The 25,899-nt window shown below is 68.7% G+C and carries 30 protein-coding genes; 11 read left to right on the top strand and 19 right to left on the bottom strand.

The window, feature by feature from the left end:
* Positions 1–75: 75 nt before the first annotated feature.
* A complete protein-coding gene (locus tag J4H86_RS02635) occupies positions 76–450 on the top strand; it encodes a VOC family protein (protein WP_236541696.1) in 375 nt (124 codons plus the stop codon).
* A 170-nt stretch (positions 451–620) separates the two neighbouring features.
* Here J4H86_RS02635 and J4H86_RS02630 read toward each other — a convergent pair whose 3' ends face one another.
* Entirely contained in the window at positions 621–1,844 is a 1,224-nt protein-coding gene (locus J4H86_RS02630) for an FAD-dependent monooxygenase (RefSeq protein WP_236541694.1), read from the bottom strand.
* Positions 1,845–1,934: 90 nt separating this feature from the next.
* Here J4H86_RS02630 and J4H86_RS02625 point away from each other — a divergent pair, with 90 nt between their 5' ends.
* Positions 1,935–2,477 carry a TetR/AcrR family transcriptional regulator gene (locus tag J4H86_RS02625; protein ID WP_236541693.1) on the top strand — a complete coding sequence of 181 codons (543 nt, stop codon included), beginning with the start codon at positions 1,935–1,937 and terminating at the stop codon, positions 2,475–2,477.
* A gap of 19 nt (positions 2,478–2,496) precedes the next feature.
* Here J4H86_RS02625 and J4H86_RS02620 read toward each other — a convergent pair whose 3' ends face one another.
* Entirely contained in the window at positions 2,497–3,111 is a 615-nt protein-coding gene (locus tag J4H86_RS02620) for a TetR/AcrR family transcriptional regulator (RefSeq protein WP_236541692.1), read from the bottom strand.
* A gap of 164 nt (positions 3,112–3,275) precedes the next feature.
* Here J4H86_RS02620 and J4H86_RS02615 point away from each other — a divergent pair, with 164 nt between their 5' ends.
* Both J4H86_RS02615 and J4H86_RS02610 read left to right on the top strand, forming a co-directional pair.
* The gene (locus J4H86_RS02615; RefSeq protein WP_236541690.1) at positions 3,276–3,437 is read left to right on the top strand and encodes a hypothetical protein; all 162 of its coding nucleotides are present in this window, start codon (positions 3,276–3,278) and stop codon (positions 3,435–3,437) included.
* Positions 3,438–3,478: 41 nt separating this feature from the next.
* Entirely contained in the window at positions 3,479–3,886 is a 408-nt protein-coding gene (locus J4H86_RS02610) for a PPOX class F420-dependent oxidoreductase (protein WP_236541688.1), read from the top strand.
* Between the two features lie 77 nt (positions 3,887–3,963).
* Here J4H86_RS02610 and gdhA read toward each other — a convergent pair whose 3' ends face one another.
* Complete coding sequence (gene gdhA, locus J4H86_RS02605; RefSeq protein ID WP_236541686.1) at positions 3,964–5,295, bottom strand: NADP-specific glutamate dehydrogenase; 1,332 nt, start codon at positions 5,293–5,295, stop codon at positions 3,964–3,966.
* 1,065 nt (positions 5,296–6,360) lie between these two features.
* On the opposite strand from gdhA, the gene J4H86_RS02600 reads away from it, so the two are divergent.
* Together J4H86_RS02600 and J4H86_RS02595 are read left to right on the top strand one after the other, a co-directional pair.
* Positions 6,361–8,100 carry a DEAD/DEAH box helicase gene (locus tag J4H86_RS02600; RefSeq protein ID WP_236541685.1) on the top strand — a complete coding sequence of 580 codons (1,740 nt, stop codon included), beginning with the start codon at positions 6,361–6,363 and terminating at the stop codon, positions 8,098–8,100.
* Between the two features lie 71 nt (positions 8,101–8,171).
* The gene (locus J4H86_RS02595) at positions 8,172–9,020 is read left to right on the top strand and encodes a phosphotransferase enzyme family protein (RefSeq protein WP_236541683.1); all 849 of its coding nucleotides are present in this window, start codon (positions 8,172–8,174) and stop codon (positions 9,018–9,020) included.
* Between the two features lie 20 nt (positions 9,021–9,040).
* Here the strand turns inward: J4H86_RS02595 and J4H86_RS02590 are convergent, their stop codons facing one another.
* The gene (locus tag J4H86_RS02590) at positions 9,041–9,616 is read right to left on the bottom strand and encodes a class I SAM-dependent methyltransferase (RefSeq protein ID WP_236541681.1); all 576 of its coding nucleotides are present in this window, start codon (positions 9,614–9,616) and stop codon (positions 9,041–9,043) included.
* Positions 9,617–9,825: 209 nt separating this feature from the next.
* On the opposite strand from J4H86_RS02590, the gene J4H86_RS02585 reads away from it, so the two are divergent.
* The 3 genes from J4H86_RS02585 to J4H86_RS02575 all read left to right on the top strand — a co-directional run bounded on the left by J4H86_RS02585 (position 9,826) and on the right by J4H86_RS02575 (position 12,524).
* Positions 9,826–10,248 (top strand): DoxX family protein, encoded by a 423-nt coding sequence (locus J4H86_RS02585; protein ID WP_236541679.1) that lies wholly within the window; start codon positions 9,826–9,828, stop codon positions 10,246–10,248.
* A gap of 148 nt (positions 10,249–10,396) precedes the next feature.
* Positions 10,397–11,404, top strand: coding sequence for a DUF2207 domain-containing protein (locus J4H86_RS02580; protein WP_236541677.1), 1,008 nt, complete (start codon positions 10,397–10,399; stop codon positions 11,402–11,404).
* A gap of 157 nt (positions 11,405–11,561) precedes the next feature.
* Positions 11,562–12,524, top strand: coding sequence for a DUF2207 domain-containing protein (locus J4H86_RS02575; protein ID WP_236541675.1), 963 nt, complete (start codon positions 11,562–11,564; stop codon positions 12,522–12,524).
* 89 nt (positions 12,525–12,613) lie between these two features.
* Here J4H86_RS02575 and J4H86_RS02570 read toward each other — a convergent pair whose 3' ends face one another.
* The 6 genes from J4H86_RS02570 to J4H86_RS02545 all read right to left on the bottom strand — a co-directional run bounded on the left by J4H86_RS02570 (position 12,614) and on the right by J4H86_RS02545 (position 17,393).
* Entirely contained in the window at positions 12,614–13,399 is a 786-nt protein-coding gene (locus J4H86_RS02570) for a putative protein N(5)-glutamine methyltransferase (RefSeq protein ID WP_236541674.1), read from the bottom strand.
* 216 nt (positions 13,400–13,615) lie between these two features.
* Entirely contained in the window at positions 13,616–14,251 is a 636-nt protein-coding gene (locus J4H86_RS02565; protein WP_236541672.1) for an SRPBCC family protein, read from the bottom strand.
* Positions 14,252–14,325: 74 nt separating this feature from the next.
* Positions 14,326–15,162 carry a siderophore-interacting protein gene (locus tag J4H86_RS02560; RefSeq protein WP_236541671.1) on the bottom strand — a complete coding sequence of 279 codons (837 nt, stop codon included), beginning with the start codon at positions 15,160–15,162 and terminating at the stop codon, positions 14,326–14,328.
* Positions 15,163–15,242: 80 nt separating this feature from the next.
* On the bottom strand, positions 15,243–16,031 hold the full coding sequence (locus tag J4H86_RS02555) for a helix-turn-helix domain-containing protein (RefSeq protein WP_236541669.1): 789 nt from the start codon (positions 16,029–16,031) through the stop codon (positions 15,243–15,245).
* A 64-nt stretch (positions 16,032–16,095) separates the two neighbouring features.
* On the bottom strand, positions 16,096–16,518 hold the full coding sequence (locus J4H86_RS02550) for a hypothetical protein (protein WP_236541667.1): 423 nt from the start codon (positions 16,516–16,518) through the stop codon (positions 16,096–16,098).
* A 176-nt stretch (positions 16,519–16,694) separates the two neighbouring features.
* Positions 16,695–17,393: a TetR/AcrR family transcriptional regulator gene (locus tag J4H86_RS02545; RefSeq protein WP_236541665.1), complete on the bottom strand. Its 699-nt coding sequence runs from the start codon at positions 17,391–17,393 to the stop codon at positions 16,695–16,697.
* A gap of 131 nt (positions 17,394–17,524) precedes the next feature.
* On the opposite strand from J4H86_RS02545, the gene J4H86_RS02540 reads away from it, so the two are divergent.
* Positions 17,525–18,460, top strand: a complete 936-nt coding sequence (locus J4H86_RS02540; protein ID WP_236541663.1) for a saccharopine dehydrogenase family protein — start codon at positions 17,525–17,527, stop codon at positions 18,458–18,460.
* A gap of 112 nt (positions 18,461–18,572) precedes the next feature.
* Here the strand turns inward: J4H86_RS02540 and J4H86_RS02535 are convergent, their stop codons facing one another.
* Both J4H86_RS02535 and J4H86_RS02530 read right to left on the bottom strand, forming a co-directional pair.
* The gene (locus tag J4H86_RS02535; RefSeq protein WP_236541662.1) at positions 18,573–18,980 is read right to left on the bottom strand and encodes a hypothetical protein; all 408 of its coding nucleotides are present in this window, start codon (positions 18,978–18,980) and stop codon (positions 18,573–18,575) included.
* 17 nt (positions 18,981–18,997) lie between these two features.
* Positions 18,998–20,212, bottom strand: a complete 1,215-nt coding sequence (locus J4H86_RS02530; RefSeq protein ID WP_236541660.1) for a PKD domain-containing protein — start codon at positions 20,210–20,212, stop codon at positions 18,998–19,000.
* Between the two features lie 303 nt (positions 20,213–20,515).
* Between J4H86_RS02530 and J4H86_RS02525 the strand changes: the two genes are divergently transcribed.
* Positions 20,516–21,730: a CapA family protein gene (locus tag J4H86_RS02525; protein WP_236541658.1), complete on the top strand. Its 1,215-nt coding sequence runs from the start codon at positions 20,516–20,518 to the stop codon at positions 21,728–21,730.
* Positions 21,731–21,769: 39 nt separating this feature from the next.
* On the opposite strand, the gene J4H86_RS02520 is transcribed toward J4H86_RS02525, so the two are convergent.
* The 7 genes from J4H86_RS02520 to J4H86_RS02490 all read right to left on the bottom strand — a co-directional run bounded on the left by J4H86_RS02520 (position 21,770) and on the right by J4H86_RS02490 (position 25,726).
* Positions 21,770–22,960 (bottom strand): MFS transporter, encoded by a 1,191-nt coding sequence (locus J4H86_RS02520; RefSeq protein WP_236541656.1) that lies wholly within the window; start codon positions 22,958–22,960, stop codon positions 21,770–21,772.
* Positions 22,961–23,002: 42 nt separating this feature from the next.
* Positions 23,003–23,593, bottom strand: a complete 591-nt coding sequence (locus J4H86_RS02515; RefSeq protein WP_236541654.1) for a TetR/AcrR family transcriptional regulator — start codon at positions 23,591–23,593, stop codon at positions 23,003–23,005.
* A 111-nt stretch (positions 23,594–23,704) separates the two neighbouring features.
* Entirely contained in the window at positions 23,705–23,872 is a 168-nt protein-coding gene (locus J4H86_RS02510) for a DUF397 domain-containing protein (RefSeq protein WP_236541652.1), read from the bottom strand.
* A 56-nt stretch (positions 23,873–23,928) separates the two neighbouring features.
* A complete protein-coding gene (locus J4H86_RS02505; protein WP_236541651.1) occupies positions 23,929–24,108 on the bottom strand; it encodes a DUF397 domain-containing protein in 180 nt (59 codons plus the stop codon).
* A gap of 329 nt (positions 24,109–24,437) precedes the next feature.
* A complete protein-coding gene (locus J4H86_RS02500) occupies positions 24,438–24,611 on the bottom strand; it encodes a DUF397 domain-containing protein (protein WP_236541649.1) in 174 nt (57 codons plus the stop codon).
* Positions 24,612–24,767: 156 nt separating this feature from the next.
* The gene (locus tag J4H86_RS02495; protein ID WP_236541646.1) at positions 24,768–24,953 is read right to left on the bottom strand and encodes a DUF397 domain-containing protein; all 186 of its coding nucleotides are present in this window, start codon (positions 24,951–24,953) and stop codon (positions 24,768–24,770) included.
* Positions 24,950–25,726 carry a helix-turn-helix domain-containing protein gene (locus J4H86_RS02490; RefSeq protein WP_236541629.1) on the bottom strand — a complete coding sequence of 259 codons (777 nt, stop codon included), beginning with the start codon at positions 25,724–25,726 and terminating at the stop codon, positions 24,950–24,952. The genes J4H86_RS02495 and J4H86_RS02490 overlap by 4 nt, the downstream gene beginning before the upstream one ends.
* Positions 25,727–25,899 lie beyond the last annotated feature (173 nt).

Below are 25,899 nucleotides of genomic sequence, written 5' to 3'. Positions count from 1 at the left end.
CACGCCCGATCGATCCGGCGATGACTCTGGGGCTCGTGGACGGTCTGACCAAGGACCGCCCACAGAAGGAGCACCATGAACCGCACGAACCGCCTCGAGGTCGGTATGTACGCGTTCGACTGTGCGGACGCGGCCGCGCTGGCTGGATTCTGGTCCGCCGTGATCGACCGTCCGGTCGATCACGGGGCGACACCCGCGTTCGCGACCATCGGATTCGACGGCACGGGGCCGACGTGGATGTTCCACCAGCCCGAGGGCGCGCTTCCGCCGGGGGACAACCGACTGTTGTTGGACCTGGCTGGGGGAGAGGCATGGGCGGAGGAGGCGGACCGGGTGGAAGCGCTCGGGGCGACGCGCGTCAGTGACAACGAGGAGGACGGGGTGCGGTGGTCGGAGTTCCGTGATCCGGAGGGCAACACCTTCCGGATCTTCGCGCCCCGACCGAGCTAGCGACCCCCTGCTGTTCTTGGTGGTCAGCCCGAAGGGCGGGGCCCACAGTCCGCACTGGTCATCGGGCTGTTGTCCGCCGCCGCGTCGTCCGACGGCGGCAGGACGAGGGTGGCGGCGGTCCTCCTCGGGTGCTCCCAGGCTGGTGTTGCGGGCTGGGGCGGCCAGGGGTGTCAGCCCCGAGGTCCGATGAGCGCGGGATAGTCCTTGAGCCGCACCTCGTCGTGGACGCGGAGTCCGCCGGTGTCGAGGCGCGAGAGCACGCGGGCAACTCCCGCCGGCAGGGAGCCGACCAGGCGGGTGACCTGGGCGAGGAGCCACACCTTCCCGGCGGTGTCGGGGATGAGCTGCTTGGCCATGCGCCGTGCGAAGGTTCGACTGCGTTCGACGTAGTCCGCGAGCTCGCGTTCGTAGGCGGTGAAGCCCCGTTCGTGGTCGGGCCACGCGGTGGCGAGCTCCCCCGCGAGAACGTAGGCACCGACCACCGCGAGGCTGGTGCTGCCGCCGATCGCGGGGCCGGGGGAGTAGGCGGCGTCTCCCACGAGGCCGACCCGTCCCCGCGACCAGTGGTCCATGCGCAGTTGAGTGATCTCGTCGAAGTAGAAGGCGGGCGTGTGGTCCAACTCGGCGAGGAGTCGCGGGACCTCCCAGCCGATGTCGGCGAACGCGGCGCGCAGGAGTTCCTTCTGCCGGTCGGTGTCTCGGTGGTGGTAGTCGAGCCGGTTCTCGCTGCGGAACAGGAAGATGGCGCGGGCGTCGTCGGCGCGGTCCGCGCTGTAGAGGCCCACGGTCCGCCCGGGAGCCGCCAGTGACACCATGCGCTTGGACAGGTCGAGGTGGTTGGGCACGGTCAGCACGGACAGGTATCCGCCGATGAAGTGCGCGAACTGGCTCTCGTCACCGAACACGATCCGGCGGGTGTTCGAGTGGAGCCCATCCGCGCCGATGACCAGATCGAAGTCGCGTGGGTCCCCGTGGTCGAACGTGACGTGGACGTGCGTCGGGTGCTGCTCGAGCGTGGCGATGGAGTCGCCGAAGACGTACTCGACGTGTGCCCGGGTCGCGTCGTAGAAGATCTCGCCGAGGTCGTCCCGCATCACCTCCGCGTGGTTCTCGGACGCGGGGCCCAGGATGCGACTGATGTCGATGTCGATCGGGGTTGATCCCTCGCGCTCCAGGGTCAGGGACTCCGTTCCGGTGGTCTTGGCCAGGACCTCCTCCCGCAGTCCCATGCGTTCGATGATGTCCATCGCCGGGTGGAGCAGGTCGACGGCGTGTCCTCCGGTCTTGCGGAGCGCGGGCGCGCGCTCGAGGACCGTGCACTCGAAACCGTAGCGATGGAGCCAGTACGCCAGGACCGGACCGGCGACGCTGGCCCCGGAGATCAACACGCGCATGACGCGACCCTTCTGCCGCTTACTTATAAACAAGTAAAACTCTAGGCCATGCGTCCTTACTTGTCTATAAGTAAACGCTAGGGTGGGGGAATGGCCCGCTCAGGAACCTCCGACACCAAGGCGCGTATTCAGCAGGTCGCGCGTGACCTCTTCGCCCGCCAAGGCGTGCAACACACCCCACTGCGGGAGATCGCCAAGGAACTCGGCATCACCCAGGCGGCGCTGTACTACCACTTCTCCTCACGCGACGACCTCGTCAACAGCATCATCCAGCCGCTGATCGACGAAACCGAGGACTTCCTGGGCGCGCGGGAACGGGGCGGGCCACTGGACCCCCGGACACTGTTCGAGGACTACTTCGACCTGATGTCCCGCAACCGTGAGGCGAGCCTGCTCCTGGTGCGTGACCTGAGCACGTTGGCCCACCTGGAGGTCGGCAACCGCGTCCTGGAGTGGCGGCGACGGTTGAACGCGCTGCTGATCGGCCCCGACGCCACACTCGAGCACGAGGTGCGGGCGACCATGGCCCTGGGTGGACTGGCCGACTGCACCGTCGCGTTCCTGAAGGTGCCGGTGGAACGTGTACGACCGATCGCGGTGGAGACCGCCTGCGTCACGCTGGGAGTCCCCTGACCCGCCGCTCGGCACGGAGTCAGGCGGCTCCCACGGAACGAAATACGCCGTCGATCACGCCCATCACGCGCTCGGCGGCGAGCTCCGGATCGGGCTGGCCCGCGTCCAGCCAGGCCATGATGGCCTCGATCGTCATGGTCGTGGCCAACGACGCCGCCCAGTCGGACCACGCCGGCCCCACGGCGGCATCGCCGAGATGGGTGGAGAGGGTCCCCGTCAACGCGGCCCGGAGCTCGTCGATCTCACCGCGATAGTCGGGGTCCCGCGCGGCGTGGTGGAACAACAACCGGAAACCGTCCGGATCCGCGGCGGCCCAGGACAGCATTCCCGGGACGCTGTGTTCCCCGATCCCCCCGTCCAGGGTCGTCGCCGCGTGGAGGCGCTCGCCGGCCCGCTCGAGTACGGCGCGAAACAGGTCCTCTTTGGAGTCGAAGTGCCGGTAGAGGATCATGCGCGTCACCCCGGACTCCGCGGCGACGTCGTCGATGTTGGTGGCCGCGAATCCTCCGCGGCGAACGAGGGCGCGCACGGCCGAGTCCAGGATCTGCTCCCGTCGCTCGACCCGACCCAACCTCCGGGGCGCGCCCCCTTTGCCACCGCCCTCGGCCACCGGCCCCCCAAGGTCGTCACTCACCGCTCGAGCCGCTAAGTATACAGAACCATATACTCATTCCTCGCGTGAGTCCGGGAGGGGCGAGACGGTTCAGGACGGCGAGACCCCTGAGTTTTCCCCGAGATGTCCCCTGATCCACCCCGATCGACTGGGTACGTGGGGCGAGGAGCTCCTATGGTGACGGTATGGGACGTATTCTTCTGATCGCACTCGCCGTCATCGTCGCCCTCTCCCTCGTCGGCTGGCTCGCCGGGCTCGTGGTGGGGCTGTTGAAGCTGGCACTGGTCGCCGGCGTGATCCTCCTCGGCGTGGTCGCCGTGTCCAAGCTGTTCAGCTCCCGGCGCTGAACAGTCGTCCGACCCCTCGGACTGAAAGGCACGGCACATCCATGCGGGTTCAGTTTCGGGACAACACCGATGGTGACCAGTTCTTCGCACTGCGAACGTATCGGCGCGACGGCACTGCGGTGTCCACGCCGATCTGGCTCGCACCCGCCGGGGGCCGCTGGTACGGCTATACTCCCGGGCGCTCCTGGAAGGTCCTGCGAATACGCCGAAACCCTCGAATCGCCGTGGCTCCTTCCTCCTTCGAGGGGGAGCCGCATGGCGACTGGCGTGAGGGTACGGCGCGGATACTGCCCACGCGGGAGCTACGTCGAGCCAAGCGGGCGATGACGGCCAAGCATGGCAACAAGTTCCGCGTGTTCGTGCTCGTCACCGCCCTTGGGTGGTTCCGCCGGCGAGGAGGCCCAGCGGTGGGACTGGAGATCACCCTCGATACTCCCGCCGCCGCGTAGGCGGACTCACTCGGGGGATCGAACTCTCTGCGATCCCCCGAGTGGCACTACTGATCCGCGACGCGTCGCCAGATCCCCTAGATGAGGCCCTGCGCGAGCATCGCGTCCGCGACGCGCTCGAAACCGGCGATGTTGGCGCCCAGGACGTAGTCCCCGGGGGCGCCGTAGCGCGCCGAGGTCTCGTAGCAGATGGTGTGGATCGACCGCATGATCTCTTCGAGCTGGCCCTCCGCGGTCGTGAACGACCAGGAGTCGCGTACGGCGTTCTGACGCATCTCCAGGCCACTGGCCGCGACGCCGCCGGCGTTGGCGGCCTTGCCCGGACCGAACCGGACGCCGGCCTGGCGCAGGACCTGCACCGCTTCGGGAGTGCAGGGCATGTTCGCGCCTTCGGCCACGGCCTTGACGCCGTTGCCGACCAGGGTCTTGGCCGCGTCCTCGTTCAGCTCGTTCTCGGTCGCGCACGGCAGAGCGATGTCACAGGGGACGTCCCACACCGAGCCGCCCTCGACGAAACGCGCCGACCCGCCACGACGTTCGGCGTAGGTGGCGACCCGGCCACGTTCCTGGAGCTTGATCTGACTGAGCAGGTCCAGGTCGATGCCCTTGTCGTCCACGACGTAGCCAGTGGAGTCCGAACAGGTGAGGACGTTCGCCCCGAGCTGGTGCGCCTTCTCGATGGCGAACAGGGCGACGTTGCCCGACCCGGACACGACGACCTGCTGGCCGTCGAGGTCCTCGCCGGCGGTCTTGAGCATCTCGGCGGTGAAGGTGACCGTCCCGTAGCCGGTCGCCTCGGTACGGACGTTGGACCCACCCCACGCGAGCCCCTTGCCGGTGATCGTGCCGGCTTCCCACCGGTTGGTGATCCGGCGGTATTGACCGAAGAGGTAGCCCACCTCCCGTCCGCCCACGCCGATGTCACCGGCCGGGACGTCGGTGTGCTCGCCGAGGTGACGGTAGAGCTCCGTCATGAACGACTGACAGAACCGCATGACCTCCGCGTCGCTGCGACCCTTGGGGTCGAAGTCGCTGCCGCCCTTGCCTCCACCGATGTTGACGCCGGTCAACGCGTTCTTGAAGATCTGCTCGAAACCGAGGAACTTGACGATGCCGAGGTTCACGGTGGGGTGGAACCGCAGACCTCCCTTGTACGGACCCAGCGCGCTGTTGAACTCCACGCGGAAACCGCGGTTGACGTGCACCGTGCCGTTGTCGTCCTGCCACGGAACCCGGAAGATGATCTGGCGCTCGGGCTCGCACACCCGCTCCAGCATCTTGGCGTCCAGCAGGTCCTGGCGGTGCTCGAAAACCGGCGCGAGCGTCTCGACGACCTCGTGCACGGCCTGGTGGAATTCTGGTTCGCCGGGGTTTCGCCGCACGACGTCGGCATAAACGGAGTCCATCATGCTCGTGAGCTGAGGTGAAGGCGCGGATGTCCGCTGGGCCATAGGGGCAGGCTCCGTCCTCTAGGGGATGAGTGTCACCGTGTCGAGGTCGATCAACCCACCGCGCGCGAAACGCGTGCCGCGTTTCGCCATGGTTGCCTCCGAGCGGTTGGGGATCTCTCGTCACTGGTCGCGCCGCCGCCGTTGGAGACGTCAATTACTGGTCACACGGGGACTCGAACGCGTTGATCAGCACGTCGAGCTGCCCTGGGCACGCGAGGTCGGACGATGAGCGCGGCGTCCTTGACGCGCTCGCGACCTCGCGGATCCTGGGCTGGTGTGGCCACGACCGGTGTGGCCTCCTTCGACGATAACCGCTCCGCGGTCACTGACGGCGACCGGGGCGCGGTGGAGGCCCTGACCTGGAGGCGTTCCTGGCTCGCTCGTCCGTCCGGAGTGGCGGGAATCACCGTTCCGTCCGGCGCCGCGCCGGGCGGAGTCACGGATCGCGGTCCCGGTCCGACGTGATTCACCTCGCCCGCGAAACACGCTCGCTCCTCGTCTCCGCGCGGCTCCCACGGCGCGGGGCCTCCACGGGCCCGACCCTCGTGGGACCGCCGTATTCCCTGGTCAAGAACCCTGGGGAGTGAGTGCGGTGCGCCGTGGGAAGGACCGGGTGCGCCTGGCCTTCCGGCGACGTCCCGGCGGGGCGATACCGACCATTCTCCGTGGCCCACACCGATTCGGGGACCGTGGGAATCGACCTCCCGCACGCGGAACAATCGGGAATCGCCTACGCTTGTACCACGTGGGGACATGACGTCCCCCAAGCCGGTCACGGTGGATTGCTCTACGGCGGACCGCTCGCACGGCGCGGGCGGACGACGGCACGGGTCGTCCCGGCTGTGTGTCGGGGTGTATCCCTCACTACGACGCCCGCCCCGCGATGCGCGACCGGCATGTGTACCGGGACCCGCCAGGCCTCTTCTTTGCGCCGTGTGAGCAGGAGGTTGATCGGGCTCCGCCCGCGTCTCCCGATCGCGCGATCGGGATCGACCAACCACCGCACGGAGAGTGAAAACCAGGATGTCACTGGCCACCGCCGAAGCCCGTAACGGCTTCGACGCCCTTCCCCTACGCCCAGAACTTCTCGACGCCGTGGCCGAGCTCGGCTACGACGAGCCCACCCCGATCCAACGCGCCGCGATTCCCCCGCTCGTCGACGGCCACGACCTTCTCGGTCAGGCCGCGACCGGCACCGGCAAGACCGCGGCGTTCGCACTGCCCGTCCTGGAGCGGGTTCGCACCGACCAGACGGACCGCGCGCCAATAGCCCTGATCCTCGTGCCCACCCGGGAACTCGCGGTCCAGGTCTCCCAGGCCGTCGACGACTACGGCAAGTCCCTCGGCGTACGCGTACTGCCGGTCTACGGGGGCACCCCGATCGGCCGTCAGCTACGCAGCCTGGAGCGTGGGGTCGACGTCGTCGTCGCCACCCCCGGTCGCGCGCTGGACCACCTGCGTCGCGGCAGCCTCCACCTCAACTCGCTGCAGATCACGGTGCTCGACGAGGCCGACGAGATGCTCGACATGGGCTTCACCGAGGACATCGAGGCGATTCTCGAGGAGACACCGGACGGCGTGCAGACCGTCCTGTTCTCCGCGACCATGCCGGCGCGGATCGAGGACATCGCCAACCGGCACCTGACCAACCCGCAGCGGATCATGATCGAGCCGGAGAAGCGCGACCCGGGGGAAGCTCCCCGGGTGCGCCAGACCGCCTACGTGGTTCCTCGGGGCTACAAGCCGGCCGTTCTGGGCCGGCTGCTCGACGTCGAGGCGCCCGCCGCCGCCATCGTGTTCTGCCGCACCCGCGAAGAGGTGGACCGGCTGACCGAGGTCGCCACGGCCCGTGGCCACCGCGCCGAGCAACTGCACGGCGGGATGAGCCAGGAGCAGCGGGACCGGGTCATGGACCGGTTGCGTTCGGGCGCCGCGCGGTTGCTGGTCGCCACCGACGTGGCGGCGCGCGGGCTGGACATCGACCACCTGACCCACGTGATCAACTACAGCGTTCCGCGTGCCCCGGAGTCCTACGTCCACCGCATCGGGCGAGTGGGGCGTGCGGGGCGTGAGGGCGTGGCCATCTCGCTGATGGAGCCGCGCGAACACCGGCTGCTGAAGACGGTCCGCCACGTCACCGGGTTCGCGATCCCGGTGGAGCAGGTCCCCAGTGTCAGCGAACTCCAGGCCCTGCGCGCGGCCCGTCTTCGTGACGCCCTCGCACAGCGGATGTCCTCGACCGTGGACACGCCCGAGGACCTGCGCGAGGTCGCCCGCGCCCTGGGCGAGGAACACGACCTCGTCGACGTGGCCGCGACCGCCCTGCGGATGGCCCAGGAGGCCGCGACGGGTGGCGCGCCGGACGAGGAGATTCCTGAGGCGTCGCTGAAGCCGCCGAAGGACACCCGTGGACGTCGCGGGGAGCGTGGCGAACGCGGCGAGCGCGGCGGCGGGCCACGTGGGGAGCGCCGCTCGTCGGGCGCCCCGGCCGCGGGACAGACCCGGTTGTTCATCGGTGTCGGCCGTTCCTCCCGGATCCGTCCGCAGGACCTCGTGGGCGCCATCGCCGGTGAGGCCGGCCTCAACGGTCGCGACATCGGTGCGATCGACATCGCTGACCGGTTCTCCCTGGTCGAGGTGCCCAGTGGGGCCGCCGACCACGTGATCAGCTCGCTCCAGGGCACGACGATCAAGGGTCGCAAGCCGACCGTGCGTCGTGACTCGCGCGCGTCGGGCGGCGGAGGCCGACGCGAACGCCGGTAACCGAGACCGCGGATCGGGCGCTGACACCGCACACTGGTGTCAGCGCCCTTTCGTCTACGTGGGGGAGACGTATGCGCCGCGAGTCCACCGAGAACAGCGCCGAGGGGGAACCACTCGTCGGTGACGGGGTGACCCCGGGGATAGTGCGCGTCGGTGACACGGTGCGTCGTCCCCGTCGACCGTTCACGGCGACCGTCCAGTCCTACCTCGCCCACCTACAGGCGTCGGGGTTCACCGACGCTCCCACGCCCCTGGGGTTCGACGACCACGACCGGGAGGTTCTTTCGTTCGTCCCCGGCGAGGTGCCACGCGAGCCCCTCCCCGCCGCGGTCCGCGGACCGGAGGTCCTCGTCGCACTCGCCCACCTCATCCGGCGGCTGCACGACGCGTCGTGGGGATGGTCTCCTCCCGCCGACGCCGTCTGGTTTTCGATGCCGGGGAGGAGCGGGGCGCCCCAACCGCCCATCGACGGCCCGCCCGAGCTCGTCACCCACCGCGACTACTGCCCGGGCAACGTGGTGTTCCGCGACGGAGTCCCCACCGCGCTGATCGACTTCGATCTGGCGGCGCCCACGACCCGTCTGTACGACATCGCCAACGCGATGTACTGGTGGGTGCCGCTGTGGGATCCCCGCGACCGTCCGGCGGGGTTTCGGGACTTGGACGCGGTGGAGCGCGTGGCGGTGTTCGCCGACGCCTACGGGATGACCGGGGACCAACGGTCGCGGCTCATCCCCCTCGTGCGTCGGATGGTGGCGCGCTTCCATCGCACCGCCCGCGCCGCGGCCGAGGTGGACCCGGTGTTTCGTCGTCTCTGGGACGAGGGCGTCAACGTGCGGATGCCCCGCGCCGAGGCCTGGGTGGACAGCGAGGCGCCCCGCCTGTCGGCGGCCGTGGAGCGTCCCCCATCAGGGTCTTGAGGCATTGGCGCACGTCGGCGTCAACGTCGCTTGGCGCCGGCGAGCCACGCGGGAACGTCGCCGGAGGTCACCGCGTAGGTGGCCTCCTCGATCGTGATCGTTGTCCACTCGTAGCCGAAGGACGCGGCGATGTCCGGACGGGTCATGGTCGGATGCTCCTCGATCCGCTCGCTGATCTCGAGTAGGCGCATCCACCCACCAGGCGCGAGGATCGCGGCGACCTGGTCGGTGTAGGCACGTCGCCTCTCCGCCGGATCACCGAAGATGTGCAGGAACGCCGAATCGAGGACGGTGTCGAAGGTGCGCCCCAGCGACGCCAGGTCATGCGCGTCGGCCACCAGGAACTCCACCGGTGCGCCGGCGCTCTCGGCGGACGCGCGCGCCTGCTCGATCGCGTTCTCCGACCCGTCGACACCCACGACGGGGTAGCCGAGCGAGGACAGGTACAGACTGTTCTCCCCACTCCCGCACCCGACGTCCAGCACCCGGCCCGAGAATCCCCCTCGCTCGGCCAGGCGCACGATCTCCGGCTGTGGCTTCCCGGTCTGCCAAGGCGGCCGACCTCGATAGGCGTCGTTGAACAGCTCGATGTCCACGCTGGTGTCCTTCCCCGTACCCGGCAGAGGCGACCTACGTTCGCCGCACGACGCGATCGACGCTACGACCTCATGCGGACTTGAAGTCAAGTGGATCGACGGGGCGCACGCTCCGAAATCATCGAACGTTCTTTCCCGACACCGGTGCGTAGGACGGCTCATTGGTGGTCACGACTGCCAACAGGATCATCCCTGCTCAGGGAGGGCACATGCCTGCTCGTAACGCGTCCGACTACATGCCCCAAGGGCCGGGGCGGGCCCTGAACGTCATCCTGTGGATCCTGCAGATTCTGCTCGCGGTGTTCTTCGCGGTGGCGAGCGCGTTCCCGAAGCTGACCGGCCACGAGTCCGCCCGCGTCACCTTCGACGCGATCGGCTACGGCGACTGGTTCATGTACCTGATCGGCGTGCTCGAGCTGGCCGGTGCCATCGCACTGGTGATCCCGATCCTGAGCGGGGTCGCGGCGCTCGCCCTCGCCGGCCTGATGGTGGGCGCGTTCATCTACGAGGTCACCGTGATCCAGTCGGGGTTCTGGTACACGCCCGTCATACTCTTCGCCCTGTTCGTGTTCGTCGCGTGGGGACGCCGCTACAAAACCGTCCTCCTCATGCGCAGAGTCGGACTGGTCTGAGAAGAGGGCACGGCACATCTGACCGGATCCGGCCCACCACGGTCCTGGGCGCAACCTCCCTCGGGGACGACCCGTCCCTCCGGGCATGATCCGACTTCATCCCCTCCGGCGCTGGCCGCGATCGCTGCCTCTCGCCGCCCTCCCCCTGATGGCCCTTCTCCCGATGGCACCCGCCCACGCCGACGAGGAACGAGCGATAACCGCGTTCGAAGTGGACGTGGACGTCGACGACGACGGCACGGTGCGCGTCACCGAGAGACTCAGCTACACCTTCGGGGACGACGACGCGTCGGTCCTGCGCGTACTCCCACACCGATCGAGCATCGACGGTGGCGCCACCCAGGATTTGGAGTTGTCCGACGTCGAGGTGACCGACGCCGCGGGCGAGGAGTACGAAGTCGACCGTCTGGCCAACGAGACCGAGATCGAGATCGGTGAGGAGGGAATGACGGGGACACCCACGTTCGAGATCTCCTACGAGTACGGGTCGCTGCTCGTCGCCGACGGATCGAACGACGCCCGCCTCTTCCTCGACATCGTCGGGGAGGGGATGGAGATCCCCGTTCACGATGTCGACGTCTCGGTGACGCTTCCCGATGAACCGCGGTCCGAGGACTGTTACGCCGGAAGGGTGGGATCCACCAACCCCTGCGACGACGTCTCCTCCGACGGCGAGACGACGACCGCCGCGGAGGGGACCGTCGCCCCCCACCAGGCGATGAGCATCGACGTGGTGTTCCCCAAGGGGGACATCGAGTTGGCCTCCTCGACGCGCTCCGACCCAGCCGGTCGCCACACGCCCTCCGTGCCGACCCAACTCCCCACGACCTCAAGCGCTGAAGACGACGACGATGACGATGGATCCTCTTCGTTGTTCAGCGACCCCGGGTTCGTAATGCTCCTCGTCGTCGCCGTCTTCATCGTGCTGATCGCCGTGAGCGTTCGCAACAGTGACCGCGACGACGAGGACTCCGGCGGCGGCAGTGGGTACAACCCGACCTGGAACTCCGGGCGATCCTTCGGTGGCGGGAGAAGCTCCAGAGGGGGCGGGGGCTCCAGCCGTGGCGGCGGAGGACGTTCCGGCGGCGGACGATCGAGCGGGGGAGGCGGGCGAGGCGGAGCGGGACGCGGCGGCGGAGGCGGGCGAGGTCGCTGACGTGACAGCTTCACCCCAAGGGGCGTTCACATCCCGCTGGCGGCGGGCGAACCACGCGCACGCCCGTCGCCAGCGGGATCGGGAACCAATTCGCGGAGTCGGCCGTCCAACGGCCATGGATCTCCCGCGCGGTGGTAGCACCAACGGTCTCTGGCGCGTGCGTCGCCTATTGATGGCTCTCGCTGGCGGCTTCGCCACCGCGCTCCTCCTCCCAACGCCCGCTCTGGCGGACGCTGAGGGGGAACGGGCGGTGACGGCGTTCGAGGTCGACGTCGCGGTTGACGAGGAGGGCACGGTGCGAGTCACCGAGCGACTCACCTACGCGTTCGGTGACGATCACGCGTCGGTCCTCCGTTCCCTTCCGCACCACGCGAGCATCGCCGGCTCCGCCGAGCGGGACCTCGGACTGGCGAACGTTCAGGTGACGGACGCGGCAGGTGAGAGATCCGAAATTGACACGGGGCCCTCCGAGACCGAGATCGAGATCGGCGAGGAGGGGATGGCGGGGACACCGACGTACGAGATCACCTATGAGTACCGTTCGCTGCTCGTCGCCACCCCGAACGGCGACGCCCGTCTGTTCCTCGACGTTGTCGGCGGCGGCTGGGCGATCCCCGTGCGCGACGTGAATACTACGGTGACGCTGCCTCACGCTCCGAACGCCACGAACTGCTACGCGGGCGAACGGGGAGTGACAACGCCCTGCGATCGCGTGTCCTCCGACGGTGGGACCGTCACCGCCACGCACGACACCATCGTTCCGGGAGACGCGATGAGCGTCGATCTCACGTTTCCCGCCGAGGACCTGGAGCTGGACGAACCGCCGGCCGTGTCGTCCGAGCATCCGGAGTCCCAGACCGGCGGCACGGCGTACGCGGACGGGCAGGACAGACCCTGGTACCGCGATTCCCAGACGTGGTTCGTGGTCGCGGTCTTCGTCATGGTCGGCCTTGGGCTCGTCCGCAATCGCAGGAGGCGAGGTGGGTCCACCGGCATCAACCGTGGGTCCAGTCACCATGGCTACCACGGAGGAGGATTCAGCGGCGGTGGAGGTGGCGGGTTCAGCGGTGGGGGAGGTGGCGGCGCCGGCGGTGGTGGTGGCGGGGGCGGAGGACGCTAACCCTCGCGGCGCCCACCCCCAACGTCGCGATCGGTGTCCCGAGGAGGTCACCCGTTCCCGTCAGCCGACGGCAACAGGCTGCTCGCCGGTCAGGCCGGCGGGGTGGCGATGAGCACGGTGGCCCCCAGCTCCTGGCACGTCACCGTCCACGCGCGCATGCCCTCCGCGTGGGCGATCGCCCTTGCTGGCCTGGCCTGGTTCTCACTGACCTCCACGAAGAGGTGTCCATGCGGGGCGAGCCACTCGAGTGCCGTGGCGGCGACACGGCGCAGGACGTCGAGGCCGTGGCCCCCGCCGTCCAGGGTGAGGACGGGTTCGTGCCCGCGTGCCTCCCGCGGCAGGAACTCGATCTCCGCCGACGGCACGTAGGGCACGTTGGCCAACAGGACGTCGACTCCTCCTCGCAGGTCCGACGGCAGAGCCTCGAAGAGGTCCCCCTGGTGGACCGCTGCGCCGGCCGGAGTGGCGTTGCGCTGGGCACAGCGCACCGCGGCCGGTTCCACGTCACTGAGGTGCAGGTCGACGCCGTGACGGAGCGCCGCGACCGCGAGGCCGATTGCCCCGGATCCACAGCAGAGGTCCACGACGACGGCGTCGTCGCCCGTGAGCGCGACAGCTCGATCGACGAGGAACTCGGTGCGGCGGCGGGGCACGAAGACCCCCGGGTCGACGAGCACGCGGATCCCGTGGAACTCGGCCCACCCCACCACGTGTTCCAGGGGGCGCCCGCGTTCCCGCAGCCGCACCATCTCAAGGAGCTCGGCGGCGTCGCGAGCGGAGGAGACGAGGATCGACGTCTCGTCCTCGGCGAAGACGCATCCGGCTCCGCGTAGCCGGTCGATGACCTCGGTCTGGGAGACGTTGAGTGGGATCATGGTGAATGCCTTCCAGCGTGGAGGGCACTCGGCGGCGTCCCGCTACGCCGCGACAGCCACGTTCGGGTGTGGTGAGTGCCCTCGACCTCCTGCTGACGAAATCGGACTCACCTCCCTCAACTCGTGATCAGGACGACAGTCTACGCCTGAGGACGCCGTCGCCGGCCGCGAACAGCCAGCGGCCCACCACCGGGCCCTATCACCTGGGTTCCGGGCCTACTCCGGTTCCGGCTGGCCGGTGAAGAACGCGGTGACGCGCCGGGCACGAAGCGTGGCGAGAGCCGGGTCCTCGCCGGCGGTGGTCGCCGCGTCCGCCCACCGCTGGCTGGAATCGGCGGTGAAACGCTGCCCTTCCGGCGATGAGAACCAGGCCTCCTCCGCCGCCATGTCGTCGCCCCATCCTTCGATGTACCCCGCGAGCACGAACAAGGCGTACTCCCACCCCGTACCGGTGGCCCCGGGACCGTAGCGACGCCAGAACTCGTTGTCGGGTGCGTGGTGTCGCAGCTCCAACCGCGCCAGATCCGTGCCCTCCGGCGTCAGCCGGACCTCGAGGAGGGTGGCCTCACCGTCGAACTCCCAGGTGAGCGCGAGTTCTCTCGGACGCTCGCAGCGTTGGATCGTTCCCCCGGCGTTGTCCTGGATCTGGTACCGCCGCCCGAGCGTGAGCTCTCCGGTCACTGGTCCGAGCCAGCGGGAGAGCCGTTCGGCCGTGGTGCAGGCGTCCCACAGGTCCGCGACGTCGGTTTCGTACGTCTGGTCGAGCGTGACGACGTAGCCTGGCCCACCGTCGACGGTGGCGCGTCCCACCACGCGGTGCACGCGGTCGATCTGGTTCTCCCGTTGTCCCATCACGGTCACCTCAGTCGTGTCGTGGCCTCCGGCGGCGCCGTCGGCTCGTGGGCGTCAACTCCGGGACGGTACTCTCAGGCCTCCTGCTCGGCCTCGACCGCCGCGTTCCACTCCGTCTTCGACGACTGCCACGCGTCCTCGTCGTGTCCCAACCGCCAGTAGCCGGAGACGGACAGGCGTTCGCGGGGGATCTCCCGTTCGATGCGCAGGTGGCGGCGCAGCTCCTTGACGAAGCCGGCCTCGCCGTGGACGAAGGCGTGGATGTCGTCGTTGGGCAGGGCGAGCCCACGCACGGCGTCGACGAGCAGTTCCCCGACACGGCGGTCGCCACGGTGGAGCCACACCACGCCACGTCCGTCCGGCGAGGCCACCTTCTGTTCCTCCTCGGGAGAGGGCACCTCGACCAGCGCGTGGAACTCCGCGCCGGCGGGCATCCGCTCCACCGCCGCGGCGATCGCCGGGAGGGCACTCTCGTCGCCGGCGAGCAGGTGACGGTCCGCCTCCGGGTCCGGTGTGTAGGCGCCGCCAGGCCCCAACAGGTGGATCTCGTCGCCGACGCGGGCGTTGACGGCCCACGGCCCAGCGATCCCGCGGTCCCCGTGGATCACGAAGTCGATGGTCAACTCCCGCGCGACGGGATCCCAGGCGCGGACCGTGTAGGTCCGCGTCACCGGCCACTGGTCGCGGGGGAACGTCTGGCGGATCCCCGCCATGTCGAACGGCTCGGGATAGGTGACATCGGGGTGGGGGAATAGCAGCTTGACGTAGTGGTCGGTGTACTCACCGGCGGTGAAGTCGTCGAGTCCCGGACCGCCGAGGACCACGCGGTGCATGTGCGGTGTGAGTCGTTCGGTGTGCACGACCAGTCCGGAACAGGTCGATCGCGACGTGCGTGCACCTCGCTGGGCCATTCGGTCCTCCATGCCACATCCGGGATCGATTCGTACCGATCATCCCCCACGGTAGTACCCACCAGGGAGGACCCCCGATCTCACACCAGTTGGGGGAGGAGTCGCGCGGTCGCGTCGTCCGCGGGGAAGAAGGACTCGATCGCGAGCTCGGAGATCGTGACGTCCAGCGGCGTACCGAATGTCGCCACTGTGGTGATGAAGGAGAGTTCGGTGTCGCCGAACCGTAGCCGCAGAGGGACGGCGATCCAGGGGGCGTCCCCGGAGGTGGGGAGGGCCTCGCCTCCGGGATAGTCGAGGAGCTCGGCGTGGAGGGCGACTGTCTGGGGGTCGCCGCTCCAGTCCGCTTGGTGGCGTAGGCGATGCAGCAGGTGGGACCGCCATTCGGGGAGGTTGACGATGTTGGGTGCCAGGCCTCGGGGGTGCAGGCTGACCCGCAACACGTTGACCTCACCCTCGAGCAGGTCCGCGTCGACCCCTTGGAGCAATACGGACGCGCTCGCGTTGGCGTCGAGGAGCGTCCAGTTGCGGTCGACGACGATGGCCGGATAGGGGTCGTGTCCGGTCAGGATTCGTCGGACCGCGTCCCGGGCCGGCCCCATGGAGGTCTCGCCCAGGGAGCGTTCGGCGAAGACGGGCGCGTATCCGCCCGCGAGAAGGACGTGGTTGCGTTCCCGAAGCGGGACGTCGAGGACGTCGCAGAGCCGCAACACCATCTCCCGACTGGGCTGGGAGCGGCCCGTCTCCACGAAGCTCAGGTGCCGGGTGGAGGTGTCGGCCCGCAGGGAGAGCTCGAGTTGGCTGAGTCTGCGGCGGGTGCGCCACAGCCGCAGCAGTTCGCCCGCTGTGTCGCGGCCCAAGGTGAGCGTCACGTGGCCATCCTCTCGCTATGGGTCCGGGAGCGTGCGGCCGCGGCACCCCACGGCCCCGGGGGAATCAGGACGCCAGACTGGGGGTGGCGGTGCGCAGCGTCATCGCCTGGCAGGCGGCGATGCCGGCGACTCCGACCGCCTGGGCGATCATGACCACCACACCGACCGTGGTGGGCCCGAACGCCCCTGAGACCACGAGGGCGACGCTCGCCACCACCCACAGGGCGTTGAAGCCGATCACACCACGCACCGCTTTCGTGGTGAGGCCGCGCCCCGAGGCGAGCAGCCCGAAGAGGACTCCGCAGGCGATCAGGACGCACCCCACCGGGACCAGGAACGCCGCTGGGTACCCCAACACGGGTGCGACCAGGGGCGCTCCCGCCACGACCAGGATTCCAGGGACGGCGCAGGTCGTGGCGTCCACCCCCAGCCACACGCGCAGCGGCCGGGTGCGGTCGGTCGTGGACGGGGAAGTACTCGAGGCCATCGCGGCCTCCTCTCACTCAGGACGTCATGTGCGCCCGAGCGTCCCGCACCGATGGTCACCTCGTCGATTACCCGTGAGGTAATAGCCCCGGCGACGCGTCAATGCCGGCGGCCTCCGCCCCGCCCCGTGCCGGCGTGAGCCCCGACCGTGGACTCCGAGCGTGTCCGGTTCGCGACTCACCGGCCACCGGCGTCGTGCAGCGCCGACGGCTCCGACTCCAGCGTCGTCAGGTGACGGCGCAACCCGTCGGTCGCCCACTCGACCCACCGCTGCGGCGACCAACCGAGTTCCCCGGTGAACAGTGTGTAGATCTCCGGTCCGAGCAGGGCGAGGGATGTCTCGGCGGCGGTGTCGACGCTCATTCCCGGGCGTAGTGCTCCCTTGGCGTCGAGCGCGTCGGCGAAGGCGCGTTGCACCGTGAGGCGCTGGTGCACGTTGGTTCGCCACACTCCGGCGATCTCGGCGTCGTCGTGGGCCGCACCTCGCACCACGCTGAGCAAGGGAGCGACGCGCGCGAACACGTCCGCGGTCCCCGCGGCCTGACGCCTGATCTGTTCCCCGGCGTCCGGCACCGACAACGCCTCGACCACCCAGGCACGGTCCAGTGTCGGCACGGGTTCGTCGTCCCCGGCCACGGCCAGGTCCAGGGCCGCCGTGAGTACGGCCGCCTTGGTTCCGAACGTGTAGTACACCGTCTGCGTTCCGACACCCGCGTGCTCGGCGACGGTCTGGACGCTGGTCTCGGCGTAGCCGGACGTCACGAACAGCGCGCCGGCGGCCCGTGCGATCCGCGTCCGGGTGGCCCGGGAGCGGGCGGTTCGGCCGTCTTCGCGTTGCCTGGAGCCGTTCCCTTCGCTCGGTTCTCCTGCGCTCATGACTTGACTATAGCGCCACTCCCAATACATTTTTGGAGTATGACTACAAATAGATGCGCGGCGGCTCGACGGCGGCTCCCCGGGTCACCCGAACACGTGCGGACCGCCGCCACACGTGAGGGGACCCGACGGTGAAAGTCCTCGTTCTCGGGGGGTACGGCGCCGTCGGCGCGCACGTCGTCGAAGGACTGCGCGCGCGTGGCCACGACGTGTCCAGCGCCGGCCGCGACGCGAGCCGCGCCGACATCGAACTCGACCTACGCGGACCACGTACTACGTATCGCGACGTGATCCGCGACTTCGACCTCGTGGCCAACGCCTCGGGTATGGAGAATCCGGCTCTCGCGGTCACGGCGACGGACCAGGGAGTCGCCTTCGTCGACGCCACCGCGACCTCGGACTACGTCGCGGCCGTCGAGCGCGTCTCGCACCACGCTCCGGTCCTCGTCAGCGTGGGCCTCGCCCCCGGGCTGACCAACCTGCTCGCCACGGACCTGGCTGCCGGCGGGTCGGACCGTCGAAGCATCGACATCGCCATCGTCCTCGGCGCGGGGGACGAACACGGGCGGGCGGCCACCGCGTGGTCACTCGGTCTCCTGGGAGCCAGCTTCGCCGATCCGGCCAGTGGGGCCCACGTGCGCAACTTCACCCACGGGACCCGCTTCGACATCCCGTCGCTGGGCCGCCGCCAACTGGTGCGGACGGACTTCTCCGACCAACACGCGCTCACCCGTGACCTGGGGCTCCCCGTTCGCACCTACTTCGGACTGGACTCCCGCGTGGCGACGGCCGCCCTGCGCGTGCTGACCCGGATCCCCGGCGCGTCCCGCCTGCGGATTCCGGACGGCGTCCACCCTCCCGGGTCGGATCGTTGGGTCGTCATGGCGCGAGCCGACGACGGGTCCGCCCGCTGGGCGTGGGGGAGGGATCAGTCGCGGGCCACGGGCATCGTCACGGTGGAGGCGGTGGAGCGGGCGACGGACCTCGCTCCGGGCGTGCACCATGTGCACCAGGTGATGGAGCTGTCGGACTTCCAGGAGGAGCAGGCCTTCGGGTTCGGCCCCTGACCGAGAGAGAGGCCGATCTAGTCCCGGTCACGCCACACGCTGGAGCGTCCCTCGCGCACGGTCCAGAGGAACGCGGCGACCGCGATCACGACCATCAAGGGGATCAGGTAGATCACGACCTCTCCTCCTCACGGGAGGTCCGTCGGGCCGGGCGTCCCGGAGCGAGGACCGCTCCAGCGGCGCCGCCGACCGCCAGTGACACCGTCGCCAGACTGACCAGGAAGGTGGCGCCCGCGCTCACCTGGGCCAGGGCGAGGGCGGGCGGAAGCAGCGCCGCCGGGGCCACGCAGCCGGCGGCCCGGGGTTTACGGCGCCAGAGCAGCACCATCGCGGCGGCGAGGAACGCCGCACCGGTCCCCAGGAGCGGCATCGTGGCGCTCTCGAGGCGCTGGTGTTCCAGTCCGACGTCCCAGAGGGCGATACTCCGCGCCAACGTGGTCGCCTGGAGGTAGCTCGCGGCCCCCACGACGGCGAGCACACCGGCGGCGACGCCGTCGACACGGTGGCGCGGATTCACCATGGTCGCGGGTGCCCTCCCTACTCGACGACGACCTTGACCGGCTCCGAGAAGCCCATCTCCTCGAAGCTGTCGATCACGGTCAGGGTGACGTAGTACGTTCCGGGCTCGTAGGTGTGCTCGACCTCGGCACCCTCCACGAGCTGTCCGTCGTCGAACTCCCACAAGTAGGAGACGATGTCGCCGTCACCAGGTACTGACCCCGACCCGTCGAAGGTGACCTGGGCGCCGTCCTGCGTGTGGTCCACGGCCGCGGTGGGCGGCTCCGGCAGTGCGGCGACGGGCGCCGCGCGCAGCGGCACCGGCTGTGGGGTCACCGAAGCCAGTTGGGCACTGATCGCCTCGGCGTTCCGGGCGTACCCGAACTCGGTGGGGTGGAAGGCGTCGGAGTTGAGTTGGATCCCGTTGAGGTAGGGGTCGTTGCCGTCGGAATTGCACAGTTCGTGCCCGTCGGACGCCTGGTACAGGTCCAGCGGCACCGCTCCGACGCTCTCGGCGGACTCGCTCACCGCCGTGTTCAACCGGTTGACCCAGTTGTTGATCCATAGCTGGTCGCTCACACGGATTCCCTGACAGCGCGACTGTGTCGGGATGCTGGTCCAGTCCGAGCCGCCGTCCACGGGGAAGAACTTGGGGTAGGTGACGGCGAGGAGCTGGGTGTCGCCCTCGCCGGTCGCCGTGCGGATGTCGGTGTAGAGCCGCTGGAAGGAGTTGAGGCCGTTGGCGTCCTGGTCGAGGAGTTCCTGGAACGCCGCGTCCACGTTCTCGTCGAACCGCGACTCACAGGACGCCCACGGCCATCCGTAGACGATGCAGTCACGGAGGTTGTCGGCGAAATCGAGATCGTTGCCCCCGATCCCCACCGACACGTGGGAGACGTTCGCTCCGTCGCCGTCGAGGGCGTCCAGTTGCGGAGCCTCCCCATGGCGGCCGGCGTACAAATCGTCGATTCGGGCTCCGCTGCACGCGACGAAGTCGAGTTCCCCCGGAATTGTGCCGTCGCTGTTCAGCAGCCGAACGTGTGACAGCGGGGATCGTTGACAGTCGCCGCTTTCCTCGTCGTACTCACCCGCGCCGACTCCGGACTGGAACGAGTCGCCCATGGCGACCCAGCGCGTGAGTTGCTCGGTGCCCTGGTCCGCGGGGGAATCGGCGAAGGCGGGGGATGCGAAGGAGCTGACGAGAACACCGCTGAGCGCGATCGTTCCGGCCGGGATGGACGCCTTTCGCAGCATAGGACTCCTCGGTTCTTCGGTGCGGGACTTCAAGCATGAATCGGGACACATCGGTACGGCAAGACGGCGATCCGTTTCCCCGGAAAATTCGCGTTGTCGCCACATTCCGGCCACGGTCGACGTGTCCGAATTGGTGGAATGATTCGGGAGGGGCGCGGTGGGCCAACAACCGGGCGCCAATTCTAACCGGGAATTGGCCGACCGCTGGGTATAACGCGTTGTTCGATTGGGGGAGTGGCGACACAATGGCGCGGGTCCGCGAAAAGTGGGCGCGGGGTGCCCGCGTCTCGCTAGCCTGGCCCCGTGTCTGACACTCATCCCCGCACCCGGTTCACCTGGCCCCGACTCGTCGCCGTCGGCGGCGCGGTGGTGCTCGCCGCCGGAGCGACGTACCTGGTGGTCCTCGACGACTCACCCGCCAGCGACTCCGCCGAGCCTCCCGCCGACCAGGAGGAGGAATCCCAGTCGAGCCCGGACGAACCCCGGACGCTGACCCTGGTCGGTGGTGGCGACCTGCTCATCCACCCCCCGGTGTGGGAGCAGGCCGAGGAGGACGGCGACGACGACCTCGACTTCTCGGAGATCTTCGCGGGGATCGCCCCGCGGGTGTCAGCGGCCGACCTCGCGCTGTGCCATCTGGAGACCCCGCTGGCCGAACCGGAGGGCCCCTTCGCCGGCTACCCGGTGTTCGAGGGCCCGCCCCAGGTCGTGGCCGGGGCCGCGAGCGCGGGGTACGACGGGTGCTCGACCGCCTCCAACCACACGCTCGACAAGGGGGAGGACGGTGTGGTTCGCACCCTGGACGCCCTGGAGGAGCAGGGGCTGGGCGCCGCGGGCAGCGCGCGGACCGAGGAGGAGGCCACGACCCCCACCACCTACGAGGTGGAGCTCGACGAGGGTGATCCCGTGTCGGTGGCGCACCTGTCCTACAGCTACAGCTTCAACGGCATCAGCACACCTCCGGGCAAGGACTGGATGGCCAACCTGATCGACCAGGAGGCGATCCTCGCCGAGGCCAGCACCGCGCGGGAGGAGGGCGCCGACATCGTCGTGCTGTCCATGCACTGGGGGACCGAGTACTCCCACGACGTTGACTCCTACCAGGAGGGGCTCGCCGAACCGCTGATCTCCTCACCCGACGTCGACGTCGTTCTCGGCCACCACGCCCACGTCGTGCAGCCGGTCGAACGGTTCGACGACGAGTGGGTCGTCTACGGGATGGGCAACCAGCTCGCCCGCCACTCCGAGCCGGACGCCCCCAAACGTGAGGGCGCCATGACCGAGGTGACCTTCGTGGAGGACGACGCGGGGGAGTGGAGCACCGAGGGATTGACCATGGTGCCCACGTGGGTGGACATCGAGCCGGAGGTGCGTGTCGTCGACCTCGCGTCGGCGTTGTCGGGATCCGACCTGACCCCCGAGCAGGAGGAGGCCTACAGCGCCGCTCACGAACGCATCACCCAGCACCTGGATGCCCGCGACGCGCGCCAGGACGGGATGGAGATCGCCTCCGACTGACGCCGAGCGACGGGGTGCTGGCGTCGGGCGGGACAACCGTCAACCAGTCTCGGGCGCCGCCGCGTTCTCGACGCGGGCCGGTGCCACGGCCGCCGCGAGTGCGAACAGGCCGGCGGCCAGGACTCCCGCGGCGCCGGCGACGATCGGCAGGCCTCCGGGGCCCGTCACCGTCAGGACGACGCCGCCTACAGCACCCCCAACCGCGACCCCGAGGTAGGTGCCGGAGGTGTTCAACGCCAACGCCTGCGCCGACACCGGTCCCGCCAGCAGGTGCAGCCGGGCCTGAACGGCGGGTGAGTTCCAGAACGCCGAACCCGACCACACCAGTGAGACGAGGACCAGCACGAGGACGGGGATCGGGCGCAGGGGCCACAGTGCCGCGATGGTCGCCATGCTCGCCACGAACGCGCCCACGCCGATGAGCAGTGTGCGGTCGGCTCCCCAGCGGTCCACGACCCGTCCGCTGGCCCAGATCCCCACCATTCCGGCGACCCCGGAGAGGGCGAACAGCCCGCCCCGCAGTTCGGGCCCTACGGCCGCGAGGTCGGTGACCAGGGGTGCCAGGTAGGTCAACATCATCATCGAGCCGAACATCAGGACCAGGTTCGCGGTCAGGCCGAGGGAGATCGCGGGACGCACCAGGATCGCGAACTGTTCTCCCAAGGGCGGCACGTCCACCGTCCCCGAGGTGCGCGGCAGCAGGCGAAGAAAGCCCACCGCGACCGCGATCCCGGCCAGGGCCATGAAACCGAACGTCGCCCGCCAGCCGAGTCCGGCGCCGATCCAGGTCCCGACGGGGACTCCGACGGCGACCGCTCCCGTCACCCCGAAGGCCACGGTCGCCACCGACCGTCCGATCCGTTCCGGCGGGGAGAGTTGCGCGGCCGTGGCGAACAGCGTGGGTGTGGCGGCGGCAGCGGCCAACGCGGCCAGGATCCGCAGCCCCAGCAGGATCTCGTAGTTCGGCGTGGCGGCGGCGAGCGCGTTGGCGACGACGAACACCAACGCGGCGCCCGTGAGCAGCCCGCGGCGGCCGACGCGCGCCAATGTCACGGCGGCGACGGGGGCGGCAATCGCGACGGTGACCGAGAAGGCGGTCACCAGCTGTCCTGCCGCGGCCTCGCTCACGCCGAGGTCGGCGGCGACCTCGGGCAGAACACCGGCGATGACGTAGTCATCGGTGTAGAAGACGAGCGCCGCCGCGGCGAGCGCGAACAGCCATCCGGGCACAGGGGCCACCTCTTTCTTGCTCGGCCCCGGTTCCTCGTGGGGTCAGCCCGGGAGCAGTGTCGAGACGTGGTGTCGGATGACGGATCCGGGATCCGCACTGGACTCCCTCGCCCCGTGCGGGTTGACGAGCTCGAACGTGAGGCCGTCGATCAACGCGACGAGGCGTTCGGTCTCCAGGTCGAGGTCTGGCACTTGGGCCCGGTCCAGGGCGTCGCGCACGACGTCCCGCATGTCCCGCCCCATCCGCGCGGCGAGCGCGCGGAACTCCGGGTGGATCCGGGCCGCGGTGACGAACTCCCCGAGCACGATGAGCTCGCCACGGTCCTCCGGGCCGGTGGGAAGCAGGGCGCCCGCGACGTGTTCCAGCAGGGCCCGGCGCTCGGCCATCGATTTCGTGTCCCCACCGGCGGCCCCGGCGAGCAGCCGGCGCTCCATCCGCGCCCCCACCTCCTCGGCGGCGGCGACCAAGAGCGCCTCGTGACTGCCGAAGTAGTGCCGCACCGAGCCGATGTTGATCCCGGACTCCGTCGCCACCTTACGCAGCGACGCCTCGGCGACACCTCCCCGTTCCACCAGTCGAAACACCGCGTCGACAATGCGTTCCCGCGCGGACCGCGCGTCCTGATCCGTCATCAGAGGACATTATCACAGGCGTGATAGTGCGGTGCTTCGCCGAGCACTGCACGCCCCGAACGCAAAAAACTGCCCCCGGGGACGTGCCCCGAGAGCAGTAGCGGGGAGACCCTAGAGCTCCCCTTCCACCGCAGCAGCCAAGAAGGCCGACCACTCGAGGCGAGGGAAGGAGAGATACCCGCTGTCTGTGTGCTTGCTATCCCGGACATCAGCGGCGTCCGCTATGCGGACCTCGACGCAGTCACCGTTGCCGTGACTGAAGCTACTGGTCTTCCACATGTTGTGTCTCCAAGATTCGCGCGATACGCCTCACCGCCCTCAGGCGAGAGCGATTCCTACAGCTCACCTTCCGTCGCAGCAGCCACAAACGCTGACCACTCAAGCGCGTCAAACGTCAGATGACCGGCCCACGAGGATTTGCTATCGCGGACCTGCACGCGAGAATTGGCGATTCGGCACGCCACACAGTGATTCGTACCGCCGCTGTAGCTACTCGTGTACCACGTTGTCTTCATCGTCGATCTGCCTCCACGCCGATAGAAGGGAATTCGGCGACTTGAACGGATTAGAGGCCACCCTGGCTGCTCGCACTCACTAATCTATACGTCGCCAGTTCGGCGACATAGCGTGGACCGGGGGCGCCACAAAACACCACCCACCGCAGACACAAAGATCTGCCTCAAGAGACACCCGAAGAACAAGCAGGGGTAGCTCCTTATCGCTCTCCCTGTCGCCTCAGTCGACTGTAAAGAGCCCCATCTCCGCGAGGAGGCCGAGGGCCTAGCACAGCACTGGGAGCTTCGGCTACCCGGATTAAACGGGTATGGCCAGGCGTCCTGGCCGACTACAGCTCATCGCCGCGCGCGGCCGCGATCAGTGCGACGAACTCTCGCGCGGGGAACTCCAGGTGTCCTTGCTCTCTATGTTTTGTGTCTCGAATAGCGGCAACAGGGCCCTTCGCGATCTCAACGCACTGGGAACCATTCGCCGAGTACGAGCTCGTGTGCCAGTCATTCATTTCAACTCCTTCGGCACTCTCAGTGGAGTTGTTCAACAACCTATACCTAGCCAGTTCTCTCGCATAGCGTGAATCGAGGCACCGCCGAACACCAAAACACCCCCGACACAAAAACTGCCCCCGGGACGGGACCCGAGGGCGGACGTCGGACGGGAGTTACAGCTCCCCCTCCGCCGCAGCACCCAAGAACGCGGCCCATTCCCGCGAGGAGAAGGACAGGTGTCCGGCTGAGCGGTTCTGCGTATCGCGCACCAGCACCCGCGAGTCAGCGGTGCGGCACTCCACACAGTTGGTGGCGCCACCTTGGCTGTAGCTGCTCTTGTGCCAATGGTCAGTGATCATCCGATGTCTCTCCTGATCTGATCGATGAGGTGCCTCGACGCATCCGGAGGTAGGGCCGTCAGGCACAACTCCCCGAATACACTCAGGTAATCACCCACCGCTTCCGGTTCATCCGTGGGGGTGCCACTGATCCTCGTCTCCGTGTACGCGAGCACGCCCTGTCCCGGGATTGTGAACAGGAGAAATGGCCCGTCCTGCCCCGGATGGATCTCTGTTGTCATCGGGACGACGGAGATGGCGACGTGGGGGCGTGAACCGACATCAAGCAAGTGGTCCAACTGTGCCTTCAGGGTCTCACGTCCCCCTATCGGACGTCGCAAGACGTGTTCCTCAATCACGGCTCGCACGAGGGGTGGTTCCTCCGAGCTGAGGATGACCTGCCGCTCCATACGAGCACGAACACGTTCTTCCAGAGTGTCCTCACTCATGGTCGGCTTTCCTTGCCGCAGGCTGGTGCGCGCGTAATCCCCAGTCTGGAGCAATCCTGGCACCAGAAGCGGCGCATACTCCCTGATCTCTGACGCCTGCTGTTCCACGGAAACCACGCCAGCAAACCAGGACGGAAAACCGCGTCCCTCCTGGTGTAGATCTTCCCAGCGACGGAGCAGAGCACCTTCGGTGGTAAGCACCTGATCGAATCGTCGTATTTGTTCCCGAGTGGTGCCTTTACCGCCGGTCTCTATAGCGCTGATCTGGGACTGCGATATGGGTATCGCTCGTGCGAGCTCGGGCTGAGACATTCCCGCGTGCTCACGCCACTTGCGCAGCTCCACGCCGAAGCGCCTCCGCGCGTGTTCGGGGGTTATCGCCATTCCATCACTATCTACCACCCGAATGCCTCTCGGCAATCCATGGAAGTGAAGATTTCTTCTGATGAGCGGTATCTGTAGCGGGAATCAGCCAGAGCTAGGACGGTGGTGAACAGAAGAGCCCCGGCGAGCGTATG

The organism is Spiractinospora alimapuensis (assembly GCF_018437505.1).
Lineage (GTDB): Bacteria > Actinomycetota > Actinomycetes > Streptosporangiales > Streptosporangiaceae > Spiractinospora > Spiractinospora alimapuensis.
The sequence above is the reverse complement of the archived record's forward strand: the minus strand, read 5'-3'. Positions and strand labels throughout refer to the sequence as shown.

Excerpts from the sequence above, each read along its gene's own strand:
- J4H86_RS02635 (WP_236541696.1), top strand. The coding sequence starts at position 76 with ATGAACCGCACGAACCGCCTCGAGGTCGGTATGTACGCGTTCGACTGT.
- J4H86_RS02630 (WP_236541694.1), bottom strand. The coding sequence starts at position 1,844 with ATGCGCGTGTTGATCTCCGGGGCCAGCGTCGCCGGTCCGGTCCTGGCG.
- J4H86_RS02625 (WP_236541693.1), top strand. The coding sequence starts at position 1,935 with ATGGCCCGCTCAGGAACCTCCGACACCAAGGCGCGTATTCAGCAGGTC.
- J4H86_RS02615 (WP_236541690.1), top strand. The coding sequence starts at position 3,276 with ATGGGACGTATTCTTCTGATCGCACTCGCCGTCATCGTCGCCCTCTCC.
- J4H86_RS02610 (WP_236541688.1), top strand. The coding sequence starts at position 3,479 with ATGCGGGTTCAGTTTCGGGACAACACCGATGGTGACCAGTTCTTCGCA.
- gdhA (WP_236541686.1), bottom strand. The coding sequence starts at position 5,295 with ATGATGGACTCCGTTTATGCCGACGTCGTGCGGCGAAACCCCGGCGAA.
- J4H86_RS02600 (WP_236541685.1), top strand. The coding sequence starts at position 6,361 with ATGTCACTGGCCACCGCCGAAGCCCGTAACGGCTTCGACGCCCTTCCC.
- J4H86_RS02595 (WP_236541683.1), top strand. The coding sequence starts at position 8,172 with ATGCGCCGCGAGTCCACCGAGAACAGCGCCGAGGGGGAACCACTCGTC.
- J4H86_RS02585 (WP_236541679.1), top strand. The coding sequence starts at position 9,826 with ATGCCTGCTCGTAACGCGTCCGACTACATGCCCCAAGGGCCGGGGCGG.
- J4H86_RS02580 (WP_236541677.1), top strand. The coding sequence starts at position 10,397 with ATGGCCCTTCTCCCGATGGCACCCGCCCACGCCGACGAGGAACGAGCG.
- J4H86_RS02570 (WP_236541674.1), bottom strand. The coding sequence starts at position 13,399 with ATGATCCCACTCAACGTCTCCCAGACCGAGGTCATCGACCGGCTACGC.
- J4H86_RS02565 (WP_236541672.1), bottom strand. The coding sequence starts at position 14,251 with ATGGGACAACGGGAGAACCAGATCGACCGCGTGCACCGCGTGGTGGGA.
- J4H86_RS02560 (WP_236541671.1), bottom strand. The coding sequence starts at position 15,162 with ATGGCCCAGCGAGGTGCACGCACGTCGCGATCGACCTGTTCCGGACTG.
- J4H86_RS02550 (WP_236541667.1), bottom strand. The coding sequence starts at position 16,518 with ATGGCCTCGAGTACTTCCCCGTCCACGACCGACCGCACCCGGCCGCTG.
- J4H86_RS02545 (WP_236541665.1), bottom strand. The coding sequence starts at position 17,393 with ATGAGCGCAGGAGAACCGAGCGAAGGGAACGGCTCCAGGCAACGCGAA.
- J4H86_RS02535 (WP_236541662.1), bottom strand. The coding sequence starts at position 18,980 with ATGGTGAATCCGCGCCACCGTGTCGACGGCGTCGCCGCCGGTGTGCTC.
- J4H86_RS02530 (WP_236541660.1), bottom strand. The coding sequence starts at position 20,212 with ATGCTGCGAAAGGCGTCCATCCCGGCCGGAACGATCGCGCTCAGCGGT.
- J4H86_RS02515 (WP_236541654.1), bottom strand. The coding sequence starts at position 23,593 with ATGACGGATCAGGACGCGCGGTCCGCGCGGGAACGCATTGTCGACGCG.
- J4H86_RS02510 (WP_236541652.1), bottom strand. The coding sequence starts at position 23,872 with ATGTGGAAGACCAGTAGCTTCAGTCACGGCAACGGTGACTGCGTCGAG.
- J4H86_RS02505 (WP_236541651.1), bottom strand. The coding sequence starts at position 24,108 with ATGAAGACAACGTGGTACACGAGTAGCTACAGCGGCGGTACGAATCAC.
- J4H86_RS02500 (WP_236541649.1), bottom strand. The coding sequence starts at position 24,611 with ATGAATGACTGGCACACGAGCTCGTACTCGGCGAATGGTTCCCAGTGC.
- J4H86_RS02495 (WP_236541646.1), bottom strand. The coding sequence starts at position 24,953 with ATGATCACTGACCATTGGCACAAGAGCAGCTACAGCCAAGGTGGCGCC.